Genomic DNA, 11,857 nt, shown 5'->3' with positions numbered 1-11,857 from the left:
CCAGCCGGTGCCTTTGATTGAACTGGCGGGCATTCGCAAGCGCTACGGCGGCCATGACGGCGCACCGGCCGTGGAAGTGCTGCGCGGCCTGACTTTGTCGATTGGCGCCGGCGAATTCGTCGCCATCGTCGGTGCGTCCGGTTCCGGCAAGTCGACCCTGATGCATTTGCTGGGATGCCTGGACCGCCCCAGCGACGGCACGTACCGCTTCGCCGGCCAGGACGTGGCCAGCCTGAATCCCGATGAACTGGCGTGGCTGCGGCGCGAAGCGTTCGGCTTCGTCTTCCAGGGTTATCACCTGATCGCCACGGAATCGGCGCGCGAAAACGTGGAAGTGCCGGCCCTGTACGCGGGCATGCCGGCGGCGGCCCGCCATGCGCGCTCGGAAGCGCTGCTCAAGCGCCTGGGCCTTGGCGAGCGGCTAGACCACCGGCCGAACCAGTTGTCGGGCGGGCAGCAGCAGCGCGTGTCGATCGCGCGCGCGCTGATGAATGGCGGACGCATCATCCTCGCCGATGAACCGACGGGGGCGTTAGACAGCAGCAGCGGGGCCGAAGTCATGGCCCTGCTGGGCGAACTGGCCGACGCGGGCCACACCATCATCCTCATTACGCATGACCGCAAGGTGGCGGCCCAGGCGCGCCGCGTGATCGAGATCAGCGATGGCGAAATCATCGAAGATTCGGGCGCCATCGCCATTCCCGCCACGTCGACGGCCCTGCCGCCGCTGGACATGTCGCGCGCCGCGCACGATACCGGTGCGTCGCTGGGCACGGAATTGCTCGACGCGGCGCGCGCGGCATGGCGCGTGCTGTGGATCAACCGCTTCCGCACGGGCTTGACCCTGCTCGGCATCGTCATCGGCGTCGCTTCCGTGATCGTCATGCTGGCCATCGGCCTGGGCACGCGCCAGCAGGTGATGGCGCAATTGGGCGCGTTTGGCTCGAACCTGCTGTACATGGCGTCGCGCGGCGAAAGCTCGCGCATCCCCGGGCGCAGTATCACCCTGGCCGACCTCGATGCGCTCAAGGACGTGCCGGGCATTTCCCACGTGCTGCCGAATGTCACGGGCAACAAGGTAATACGCCACGGCAACCTCGACGTGCAGACCTATGTGCGCGGCACGGGACCAGCCCTGCCGCAGATCCAGACCTGGCCCGTGGCCAAGGGCGGCTTCTTTACCGAGGAAGACGAGCGCGAGATGGCCACGGTGGCCGTGCTGGGCGCGCACCTGGCGGAAAAGCTGATGCCCGACGTGCCCAATCCCGTGGGGCAGAGCATCCTGATCGGCAACGTGCCGTTCCAGGTGATCGGCGTGATGAGCGCGAAGGGCGCGCTGACGGGCGAGAAGGATGAAGACGACGTGCTGCTGCTGCCGTTTTCCACGGCCGGCATCCGCGTCTTCGGCCAGCGCGAGCCCACGTACACCGTCATGGCGGTGGACGACGTCAAGCGCGTGACGGAAGTGGAGGCGGCCGTCGACGCCACCATGTTCGAGCGCCACCGCATCCGCGACTACGGCATCAGCAACGCGGCCGCGTCGATCGCCGCCGAAGCCAAGACGCAGGACAACATGACCATGATGCTGAGCCTGATCGCGGCCGTCTCGCTGGTGGTGGGCGGCATCGGCGTCATGAACGTGATGCTGATGACGGTGCGCGAGCGCACGCGCGAAATCGGCATCCGCATGGCGACGGGCGCGCGCCGGCGCGACATCCTGCGCCAGTTCCTCACGGAAGCCGTGCTGGTGTCGGTGGTGGGCGGCGTGGCCGGCATCGTAGTCGGCGTGACGGTGGCCGGCTTGCTGCTGGTCTGGGACGTGCCCGTGATCTTTTCCCTGAGCGCCATCGCCGGTGCGTTTGCCTGCGCCGTGGTGACGGGGCTGGTGTTTGGCTTCATGCCGGCGCGCAAGGCGTCGGGACTTGATCCGGTCGTGGCGCTGGCGGGACAGTAATAACAGGCAGTAATAACAACGCCGGCAGCGTGGCTGCCGGCAAAAAAATGTTGCCCTGGCTCCAACACGCGGTACTATCTCCTGATAATAAAAGCAGTGTTTCGCGTAGTTTTGCCTTTGCGGGCACACACCAACCACCACAGGAGAACCCGATGCAGAAAAAATCAACTTTGAAGACCGGTATCGCCGCCGCCCTCATGCTGGCCTTCGGCATGGGCGCCGTGCAGGCGCAGGCGCAGGAAGTCGTGCGCCTGGGTAATTTGAAATTCGCCCATTACGGCGCCGTGTCGTACATCAAGGAAATCGCGCCCAAGTGCGGCATCAAGGTCGAAGAGCATATCTTCGCCAAGGGCCTCGACGTGATGCAGGCGATTATCGCGGGCGAGCTGGACGTGGGCGCGACGGCGTCCGAAGCGGCCATTTCCGGCCGCGCCGGCGGTGCGCCGATCTATGTGGTGGCCGGTTTTGCCAAGGGCGGCGCGCGCCTGGTGGGCGGGGCGGGGCAAAAGATTACCAGTGTCAAGGAACTCAAGGGCAAGCGCGTGGGCGTGACGCGCGGCGGCATCCAGGAAGTGCTGCTGCTGGCCGAGCTGTCGCAGGCGGGCCTGACGTATTCGGAAACCAAGGGCAAGGACGTGCAGCTGGTATTTCTCGCCTATGCCGACTTGAACCAGGCGCTGATGGGCAAGAATATCGACGCCATGATGCAGTCCGAGCCGCAGTCGTCGCAGGCGATCAACAAGGGTTTCGGCACCGAAGTCATCAAACCGTACGATACGCCGATCGGCGAACCCGTGCGGACCATGGTGATGACGGAAAAATTCTACAAGGAACGCCGTCCCGTGGCGGAAAAGTTCATGCGCTGCTTCGTCGAAGCCACCAAGACCTTTATCGACAACAAGGCGACGGCGGAAAAATATGTGCGCGAAGTCGTGTTCCGCGGCCAGATCACGAAGGATGACTTCGACGACGCGATCAGCAATTCGCCGTATTCGTACGACATCTCGCCCGAGCATATCCAGATCACCACGGATGTGATGGTGAAAACGGGCGTGGGCCGCATGACGAAGCCGCCCGTGGCCAAGGACTGGGTCAAGACGGACTTGCTGGAGCAGGCGAAAAAGAGCCTGAACGTGAAGTAAATCAGGCAGCCATGAAAAAACCTCCGCACCAGCGATGGCGCGGAGGTTTTTTTGTGGAGGAGTGGCTTTAGCGGGCGTTAAAACCCATCCAGCCTTTTTCCGTCTGGCGGAAGCTCAGCGTGTAGATGCGGGTCAGTTCATCGCCCTTCTTCAGTTGGCGGCTGATGATGGCGCCGTAATTGTTTTGCACGAGCTGGTCCGACCATTGCATCAGGTTGTCGAAACGCTCGGCCGTCATCGCCGCCTGGCGCGCCAGCAGCGGCGCGGGAATCGCCTTCTTTTCCTGTTGCTGCACCCAGAAGTCGCGGAAGACCTTGTTTTCGCCGTTCATGCCGCGCGCCATCAGGCCCAGGCCCATGGTCATGCCCACGGAGCCATCCGTCTTTGCCTGCGCCTCGAGCTTGTCGGCCACGTCGGCCAGCAATTCCAGGTAGCCCACCTTGGCGCGCAGCACGGCCGAGCCCTTGATTTCATACTGTTCGTTCTCTTTCCAGCCGTTGAGCTTTTCCAGCTTCGCGATGTCGAAGTACTCCTTGTACAGGTCATAGCTCTGGACGGATGTGCGGAAATACTCTTCGTACGTGGATTGGGAAGGCGCATCTTTCATGCAGCCGCTTAATATAGTGCAGGCAGCCAGCAGGAGACAGGTCCAGGACATTTTTTTGAAAGAGAACATGGCGGTGGGGGCGAGTGGCGAAAGGTGAAAGATTGTTGCTCTATGGACATAATTATAGGACTGCCTCATCCAGATGGCAACGTGGCCGTGACGCGGCGGCAGTGTGCCGCAGGAAAGATTGCTGAAATCTTGAGGCTGCGCCACCCCGCCGCGGCCGAGGCGCGATATCATGGCAGGCTTGCGGTATCGGCTGGCGGCAAATTGCCTGCAGCCCATACTGCCGCTTGAATCGCGCTTGCCGGCTATGGTGTAAACTTAAACTATGCAGATCTATTTCTTTTTCATTGCCGCCCTGTTGTACGCGGCGTGCGCAGTGCTTCCCTCGTCCCGTGCCCGGCTCATTGCCGGCCTGACTGGCGTCGCCTGGCTGGCGCACGCCGCCACCCTGTGGTTCGACCTGATGGCGCCGGGCACCTTGCGCTTTGGTTTTTCCGCCATGCTGTCGGCCGCGCTGTGGGTTTCGGTGGGCGCCTACTGGATAGAGAACCGCAATTTCAGCCTGGATGGCCTGCGCCGCATGGTCATGCCCAGCGCCGTCCTCGCCATCGGCCTGGCCTGGGCCTTCCCTGGCAGCCAGGTCAGCATGGAAGGCAAGTCGGCCGTCTTCGGCTGGCATATTGCCGTGGCCGTGCTCGCCTACAGCACCCTGACGATTGCCGCCTTTCACGCCGTGCTGATGGCGCTGCAGGAATCGCGCTTGCATACGCGCAGCGAAAGCCGTGGCTTCATCGGCACGGCGCTGGACCAGCTGCCAGCCTTGCTGACGATGGAAAAGCTGCTGTTCCGCATGATTGGCCTGGGTTTTATTTTGCTCAGCCTGACCGTGCTGTCGGGCATCGTGTTTTCTGAGCAACTGTTCGGCAAGGCCTTGAACTGGGATCACAAATCCGTGTTTACCATGCTGTCGTGGCTGCTGTTTGCCTCGCTGCTGGCAGGCCGGCGCTTTCGCGGCTGGCGCGGCAAGACGGCCCTGAGCTTTACCCTGGCCGGTTTCGCCACCTTGCTGCTGGCCTATGTCGGCAGCCGTTTTGTACTGGAAGTGGTTTTACACCGAGGATTCGCATGACACGTGTTTTATTCTGGCTGGCGCTGGTGTTCCTGGTGCTGTTTGCGATCCGCAGCAAGATCCGTGGCATGCAGCAGCGCGCCCGCGCGCAGCAGCAACAGCAGCCGAACCCGTTTACGCCGCCCGGCCGGCCGCAGGAATTGCCTGATGCCGAGCTGATGCTGTGCTGCGCCCATTGCGGCGTGTATTACCCAGCCTCGGAAAACGTGCAGGCCAAGGGTCACGATTACTGCAGCCACGCGCACGCCACCTTGTAAGGGCAGGCCGGCAGGTTCGCGCGCGTTGCTCATCCGTATCGTAACGTCCTCCGGCATCCGTCCGGCGTAGCATCTGCAGCAGGCGGTTCGTCGCCGCCATTGCGGAAAGGCGCGCCTCCATGTCCCGTCCCAGTCCCAGCCAGCATCCTGCCGGCGATATGCCGCCGGCGCCGCAACTGAGCGGCAACTCGCTGCCCATGCAGGCGCTGCGCGCGCAGATCGGCCGCATCGCCCGCTGTGGCGCGCCGGTGGCCATCCGCGGCGAATCGGGCACGGGCAAGGAACTGGCGGCGCGCGCCATCCATGCCCAGGGCGCGCGCGCCAGCTTCCCGTTTATCGCCGTCAACTGCGGCGCCATTCCCGAAGCGCTGATGGAGGCGGAATTCTTCGGCTGCCGCCCGGGCGCCTATACGGGCGCGCTGCACGAGCGCCAGGGCTTGTTCCAGGCGGCCCACGGCGGCAGCCTGCTGCTCGACGAAGTCGACGATCTGCCGCTGGCCATGCAGGTAAAGCTGTTGCGCGTGCTGCAGGAGCACCGCGTGCGCAAGCTGGGCGGCAGTAGCGACGAAGCCGTCGACGTGCGCATCCTGTGCGCCAGCCAGCATGGCCTGGCGCGGGGCGTGGCCGCCGGCACATTCCGCCAGGACCTGTTTTACCGCCTGAATGTGATCGAGCTGGTGTTGCCGCCGCTGCGCGAGCGGCGCGGCGATCTGCAGGTATTATGTGAGGTGATTCTCGCGCGCCTGTCGCCACGCCGGACCGTGAGTCTGGCGCCGCCCGTTCTGGCGGCCCTGGCCGCGCATGCGTTTCCCGGCAATGTGCGTGAACTGGAAAACGTGCTGGAGCGGGCGCTGGCCTTTGCCGACGGCGGCGTGATCGCGCTCGACGGGCTGGTCTTGCCATCGGCGGCGGGCGACATGCCCTTGCGGGCGCCGCCGGCATTGCCGGACTTGCCGGAACGGCAACTGTGCCTGCCAGGCATGGCGGCGCATGGCGTGGCCCCCGTCCTGCCGCTGGACGTGTATTTGCGCCAGGCCGAGCGCGACATGATCATGCTGGCGCTGGTGCAGGCGCGCTACCACCGCGCACGGGCGGCGCGCCAGCTGGGCTTGAGCGTGCGCCAGTTGCGTTACCGCATGCAGAAATTGACGATACAGGAAGCTTTACTTGATGAGCGGATGGACGATAGATGAAGACGGCTGGTGCGACGGCGCGCTGCGCTATGACTCGCCGCACCACGATGCGCGCCCGGACGGTGCGCAAATCGACTTGCTGGTGATTCATAACATCAGCTTGCCGGGCGGCCACTTTGGCGGGCCGCATGTGTCGGACTTGTTTACGGGCCGGGTAGATTATAATGCCGATCCTTCTTTCGCCGACCTGCGTGGCTTGCAGGTATCGGCGCACTTTTTTGTGCGGCGCGATGGTGCGTTGTTGCAATATGTTTCTACTGATCAACGTGCCTGGCATGCGGGCGCGTCCATGTTCGAAGGACGCCCGCAATGCAATGGCTATTCCATCGGTATCGAAATGGAAGGCGCGGACGACGTGCCCTTCCAGCAGCGGCAATACCATGTGCTGGCGGCGCTGACGGCGGCGCTGGTGGCGCGCTACGGGCTGTCCCAGGTGCGCGGGCACGAGCATATCGCGCCGGGGAGAAAGACGGATCCGGGGCCATTTTTTGACTGGCATTTTTACCAAGTATGCTGGCTGGAAACCCTGCGCGGGCAGCCTGCGTTAGCGCTTACTTCGCGGGGATTGGGCTTTCCATCCATGCCCTGAAAAGTCAACCGAAATCGTATATGAAAATACAAAAAATTACGCCAACGGATGCCGGAAAACTATTGCATCACCCTCCGATGGGTACTACAATTAGTGCAGAAGTTGGACGTAAAGACTATATGTAGTGCCATCACAGACGTTTTCAGAATTATTGTCAAAGCTACCCGGATTGCTGATAAAGCACTGGAACTGGCGGTTTATCACCCTTGATCGTGTTTCGCGCCAGCCGGGCAGTGCGGTGTGGCGAGATGGATTCTGACACTGTTTTATGCATTATTAATTTACTATTTAGCAACAAATATCTGAAGAAACCCTGACCATCGGGCGTTCTATTCAACAACACACGCGGCAGCAAAACTGCAGGCTGACTTTAGCTGACAACGGGAGCTTCAATGCAATCACCACAAGATATTTCCATCCATCCAACGCCAGTATCGCCAGCGCCAGGCGCGGCCAACAGCGTGGCGAGCACGGGCGCGGCATTGGGCGACTATCGCATCATCCGCCGCAACGGCGCGGTGGTGGCATTTGAGCCTTCGAAGATCGCCATCGCCATGACCAAGGCGTTTTTGGCCGTTAACGGCGGCCAGGGCGCAGCCTCGGCACGCATCCGCGAACTGGTGGAGCAACTGACGGACGGCGTCGTCGCCGCGCTGGTGCGCCGCCATCCGGGCGGCGGCACCTTCCATATCGAAGACGTGCAAGACCAGGTGGAACTGTCGCTGATGCGTTCGGGCGAGCACGACGTGGCGCGTGCCTACGTGCTGTACCGCGCCAAGCACATGGAAGAGCGCCGCTTGCAGAAGGAAGCGCAAGGCGCGTCCGCGCAAGTGACCGCGCCCCAGCTGAACGTCACCGACAACGGCGTGCGCCGCCTGCTGGACATGCAGGAAGTGCGCGACCTGATCAACGCCGCCTGCGCCGGCCTGGAAAAGCATGTCGATGCCGACGCCATCCTGGCTGAAACCGTGAAAAACCTGTACGACGGCGTGCCTGTCGAAGAGCTGCACAAGTCGGCCATTCTGGCGGCGCGCGCGCTGATGGAAAAAGACCCGGCCTACAGCCAGGTCACGGCCCGCATCCTGCTGCACACGGTGCGCAAGGAAGTGTTCGGCAAGGAAGTGCCGCAAGCGGCCGCTGCCGCCGAATACCTGACCTATTTCCCGCAATACATCGCCAAGGGTATCGCCGCCGAGCTGCTGAACCCGGTACTTGCCAGCTTCGACCTGGAGCGCCTGGCGAAAGCCATCGTCGCCGACCGCGACTTGCAGTTCGGCTACATCGGCCTGCAAACCCTGTACGACCGCTACTTCCTGCACATCCAGGACGTGCGCATCGAAATGCCGCAAGCGTTCTATATGCGCGTGGCCATGGGCCTGGCGCTGAACGAAGCGGACCGCGAAGCGCGCGCCATCGAGTTCTACAGCCTGCTGTCCTCGTTCGACTTCATGAGCTCGACGCCGACCCTGTTCAACTCGGGCACCCTGCGCTCGCAGCTGTCGTCGTGCTACCTGAGCACCGTCTCCGATGACCTGGAAGGCATCTACGACGCCATCAAGGACAATGCGCTGCTGGCCAAGTTCGCCGGCGGCCTGGGCAACGACTGGACGCCAGTGCGCGCCCTGGGCGCCCACATCAAGGGCACCAACGGCAAGTCGCAAGGCGTGGTGCCGTTCCTGAAAGTGGTCAACGACACGGCCGTGGCAGTCAACCAGGGCGGCAAGCGCAAGGGCGCCGTCTGCGCCTACCTGGAAACCTGGCACATGGACATCGAGGAATTCCTCGACCTGCGCAAGAACACGGGCGACGACCGCCGCCGTACGCACGACATGAACACGGCGAACTGGATTCCCGACATGTTCATGAAGCGCGTCATGGAAAAAGGCGATTGGACCCTGTTCTCGCCGTCGGACACGCCAGACCTGCACGACAAGGTCGGCAAGGCCTTTGAACAGGCTTACCTGGGCTACGAAGCCAAGGCCGCCGCCGGCGAAATCCGCGTCTTCAAGAAGATTGCCGCGCTGGACCTGTGGCGCAAGATGCTGTCGATGCTGTTTGAAACGGGCCACCCATGGATCACGTTCAAGGATCCTTGCAACATCCGCAGCCCGCAGTCGCACGTCGGCGTCGTTCACAGCTCGAACCTGTGCACGGAAATCACGCTGAACACGGGCCCTGACGAAATCGCCGTCTGCAACCTCGGTTCCGTCAACATGCCGGCGCACATGAAGGAAGGCAAGCTCGATCACGTCAAGCTGGCCAAGACCATCCGCACCGCCATGCGCATGCTCGACAACGTCATCGACATCAATTACTACGCCGTCGACAAGGCGCGCAATTCGAACATGCGCCACCGTCCGGTCGGCATGGGCGTGATGGGCTTCCAGGACTGCCTGCACATGATGCGCGTGCCGTTCGCCTCGGACGCCGCCGTATCGTTTGCCGACACCTCGATGGAAGCCGTCTGCTACTACGCCTACCTGGCGTCGACGGAACTGGCCGAAGAGCGCGGCCGCTATGAGTCGTACGCCGGCTCGCTGTGGGACCGCGGCATCCTGCCGCAGGATTCGGTGAAACTGCTGGCCGAAGAGCGTGGCGGCTACCTGGAAGTCGATGCCTCGTCGGCCATGGACTGGACGCCGGTGCGCGAACGCATCGCCAAGTTCGGCATGCGCAACTCGAACTGCGTGGCGATCGCCCCGACGGCGACGATTTCGAACATCATCGGCGTATCGGCCTGTATCGAGCCGACGTTCCAGAACCTGTACGTGAAATCGAACCTGTCGGGCGAATTCACCGAGATCAACGGCTACCTGGTGCGCGACCTGAAGGCACGCGACCTGTGGGATGAAGTCATGATCTCCGACCTGAAGTACTTCGACGGCTCGCTGGTGAAGATCGACCGCATCCCGCAAGACCTGCGCGATATCTATGCCACCGCCTTTGAAGTGTCGCCAAGCTGGCTGGTGGAAGCGGCTTCGCGTCGCCAGAAGTGGATCGACCAGGCCCAGTCGCTGAACATCTACATGGCTGGCGCATCGGGCAAGAAACTGGACGAGACCTACAAGCTGGCATGGCTGCGTGGCCTGAAAACCACCTACTACCTGCGTACCATCGCCGCCACCCACATGGAGAAATCGACTTCCAAGACGGGCGCCCTGAACGCCGTGGCAGTCGACGGCGGCATGTCGGCCAGCGCGCAAAGCGCCCAGGCAGCGGTCGTCGCGGCAGCAGCGGTGGCCGTGGCGCCAGTGGTGGCAGCGGCAGCGGACGACGCCGATGGCGAAGCCTGCTACCTGCGTCCAGGTGATGACGGTTTCGAAGAGTGCGAAGCCTGCCAGTAAAAACCTGCTGCGCAGCCCCCTCTCGGGTTCTGTGTTGCTCACCGTACTAAAGTACGGCTGCGCTACTCGACCCGATATCGGGCTTGCTCGCGACGGTTTTTAAAAAATTTAAAGTTGTCAGCCCAGAGCGTCTGGGCTGATTCAATGTTGTCAATATCCGCATTGTCCGATTCAACGGGCCTGTTGCGGATCGCCGGCTCGCCGGCATGGAAAGGAAGAAGAATATGTCGTTGTCCTGGGATGATGAAACCACGTCGGCAGCTGTGCCGCGTCCGGCGCAGCAAGCGCCACTGGGTAATACTGAATTGAACCTGCCGGCAGGTGCCGAGCCGTCCGAAGCGAACGCCGAGCAAGTGGCGCGCCGCGTGAATGCCGACGACAAGCGCATCATCAATGGCAAGACGGACGTCAACCAGCTGGTGCCGTTCAAGTACAAATGGGCATGGGACAAATACCTGGCCGGCTGCGCCAACCACTGGATGCCGCAGGAAGTGAACATGCAGCGCGATATCGAGCTGTGGAAAAACCCGAACGGCCTGACGGACGACGAGCGCCGCCTGGTCAAGCGCAACCTGGGCTTCTTCGTGACGGCTGACTCGCTGGCCGCCAACAACATCGTGCTGGGCACCTACCGCCACATCACGGCGCCCGAGTGCCGTCAGTACCTGCTGCGCCAGGCGTTCGAGGAAGCGATCCACACGCACGCCTACCAGTACATCGTCGAGTCGCTGGGCCTGGACGAAGGCGAGATCTTCAACGCCTACAACGAAGTCAAGTCGATCCGCGACAAGGACGAATTCCTGATCCCGTTCATCAACACCCTGACCGACCCTGCGTTCGTCACCGGCACGGTGGAAAACGATCAGAAGCTGCTCAAATCGCTGATCGTGTTTGCCTGCCTGATGGAAGGCTTGTTCTTCTACGTCGGCTTCACGCAGATCCTGGCGCTGGGCCGCCAGAACAAGATGATGGGCGCGGCGGAACAGTATCAGTACATCCTGCGCGACGAATCGATGCACTGCAACTTCGGCATCGACTTGATCAACACGATCAAGATGGAAAACCCGCAGCTGTGGACGGCCGCCTTCCGCGAAGAGATCAAGGATCTGTTCATGAAGGCCGTGGAACTGGAATACGCGTACGCGGAAGACACCATGCCGCGCGGCGTGCTGGGTCTGAACGCGCCGATGTTCAAGGGTTATTTGCGCTTCATCGCCAACCGCCGCGCGCAGCAGATCGGCATCGAGCCGCTGTTCGCCCAGGAAGAAAATCCATTCCCGTGGATGAGCGAAATGATCGACATGAAGAAGGAACGCAACTTCTTCGAGACGCGCGTGACCGAGTATCAAACGGGTGGTGCGCTGAACTGGGAATAAGCCAGTACTGAAGTAAAAATACAAGGCGGGGTGCCTTATCCCGTTTTGCCGAAGCGCCGTCATCTGACGGCGCTTTTCTTTTGTGACGGAACATTTACTTGATCAACACGATCAAGATGGAAAACCCGCCGCCGTGGATGACGACCTGCCGCGAAGAGATCAAGGATCCGTTCATGAAAGCTGTGGAACTGGAATACGCATACGCGGAAGACACCATGCCGCGCGGCGTGCTGGGTCTGAACGCGCCGGTGTTCAAGGGC

The 11,857-nt window shown here is 62.2% G+C and carries 9 protein-coding genes and 1 pseudogene; 9 read left to right on the top strand and 1 reads right to left on the bottom strand.

Annotated features, from left to right (window positions below):
* Positions 1–7 precede the first annotated feature (7 nt).
* Together VM94_RS15645 and VM94_RS15640 are read left to right on the top strand one after the other, a co-directional pair.
* Positions 8–1,954: a MacB family efflux pump subunit gene (locus tag VM94_RS15645; RefSeq protein WP_082127732.1), complete on the top strand. Its 1,947-nt coding sequence runs from the start codon at positions 8–10 to the stop codon at positions 1,952–1,954.
* 152 nt (positions 1,955–2,106) lie between these two features.
* Positions 2,107–3,096, top strand: coding sequence for an ABC transporter substrate-binding protein (locus tag VM94_RS15640; protein WP_409929618.1), 990 nt, complete (start codon positions 2,107–2,109; stop codon positions 3,094–3,096).
* Positions 3,097–3,163: 67 nt separating this feature from the next.
* Here VM94_RS15640 and VM94_RS15635 read toward each other — a convergent pair whose 3' ends face one another.
* Entirely contained in the window at positions 3,164–3,703 is a 540-nt protein-coding gene (locus tag VM94_RS15635; RefSeq protein ID WP_046684241.1) for a hypothetical protein, read from the bottom strand.
* Between the two features lie 331 nt (positions 3,704–4,034).
* Here VM94_RS15635 and VM94_RS15630 point away from each other — a divergent pair, with 331 nt between their 5' ends.
* The 7 genes and pseudogenes from VM94_RS15630 to VM94_RS28245 form a co-directional block, all read left to right on the top strand.
* A complete protein-coding gene (locus VM94_RS15630) occupies positions 4,035–4,838 on the top strand; it encodes a cytochrome C assembly family protein (RefSeq protein ID WP_046684240.1) in 804 nt (267 codons plus the stop codon).
* Positions 4,835–5,095, top strand: coding sequence for a PP0621 family protein (locus tag VM94_RS15625; RefSeq protein ID WP_046684239.1), 261 nt, complete (start codon positions 4,835–4,837; stop codon positions 5,093–5,095). Before VM94_RS15630 ends, VM94_RS15625 begins: the two co-directional genes overlap by 4 nt.
* A gap of 119 nt (positions 5,096–5,214) precedes the next feature.
* Entirely contained in the window at positions 5,215–6,288 is a 1,074-nt protein-coding gene (locus tag VM94_RS15620) for a sigma 54-interacting transcriptional regulator (RefSeq protein WP_052755780.1), read from the top strand.
* Positions 6,266–6,877 (top strand): 1,6-anhydro-N-acetylmuramyl-L-alanine amidase AmpD, encoded by a 612-nt coding sequence (gene ampD / locus VM94_RS15615; RefSeq protein ID WP_046684238.1) that lies wholly within the window; start codon positions 6,266–6,268, stop codon positions 6,875–6,877. Before VM94_RS15620 ends, ampD begins: the two co-directional genes overlap by 23 nt.
* Before the next feature lie 392 nt (positions 6,878–7,269).
* Positions 7,270–10,221 carry a ribonucleoside-diphosphate reductase subunit alpha gene (locus VM94_RS15610; RefSeq protein ID WP_046684237.1) on the top strand — a complete coding sequence of 984 codons (2,952 nt, stop codon included), beginning with the start codon at positions 7,270–7,272 and terminating at the stop codon, positions 10,219–10,221.
* Between the two features lie 224 nt (positions 10,222–10,445).
* Positions 10,446–11,597, top strand: a complete 1,152-nt coding sequence (locus VM94_RS15605; RefSeq protein WP_034780261.1) for a ribonucleotide-diphosphate reductase subunit beta — start codon at positions 10,446–10,448, stop codon at positions 11,595–11,597.
* A gap of 92 nt (positions 11,598–11,689) precedes the next feature.
* A pseudogene (locus tag VM94_RS28245) lies at positions 11,690–11,857 on the top strand (ribonucleotide-diphosphate reductase subunit beta); the annotation flags it as partial.

Origin of the sequence: Janthinobacterium sp. KBS0711 (genome assembly GCF_000988085.1) — a bacterium.
Taxonomy (GTDB): domain Bacteria; phylum Pseudomonadota; class Gammaproteobacteria; order Burkholderiales; family Burkholderiaceae_D; genus Janthinobacterium; species Janthinobacterium lividum_E.
The sequence above is the reverse complement of the archived record's forward strand: the minus strand, read 5'-3'. Positions and strand labels throughout refer to the sequence as shown.

What these genes read in the sequence shown, in the direction of transcription:
- VM94_RS15605 (WP_034780261.1), top strand. Translation starts at nt 10,446, where the DNA reads ATGTCGTTGTCCTGGGATGATGAAACCACGTCGGCAGCTGTGCCGCGT.
- VM94_RS15610 (WP_046684237.1), top strand. Translation starts at nt 7,270, where the DNA reads ATGCAATCACCACAAGATATTTCCATCCATCCAACGCCAGTATCGCCA.
- VM94_RS15620 (WP_052755780.1), top strand. Translation starts at nt 5,215, where the DNA reads ATGTCCCGTCCCAGTCCCAGCCAGCATCCTGCCGGCGATATGCCGCCG.
- VM94_RS15640 (WP_409929618.1), top strand. Translation starts at nt 2,107, where the DNA reads ATGCAGAAAAAATCAACTTTGAAGACCGGTATCGCCGCCGCCCTCATG.
- VM94_RS15635 (WP_046684241.1), bottom strand. Translation starts at nt 3,703, where the DNA reads ATGAAAGATGCGCCTTCCCAATCCACGTACGAAGAGTATTTCCGCACA.
- ampD (WP_046684238.1), top strand. Translation starts at nt 6,266, where the DNA reads ATGAGCGGATGGACGATAGATGAAGACGGCTGGTGCGACGGCGCGCTG.
- VM94_RS15625 (WP_046684239.1), top strand. Translation starts at nt 4,835, where the DNA reads ATGACACGTGTTTTATTCTGGCTGGCGCTGGTGTTCCTGGTGCTGTTT.
- VM94_RS15630 (WP_046684240.1), top strand. Translation starts at nt 4,035, where the DNA reads ATGCAGATCTATTTCTTTTTCATTGCCGCCCTGTTGTACGCGGCGTGC.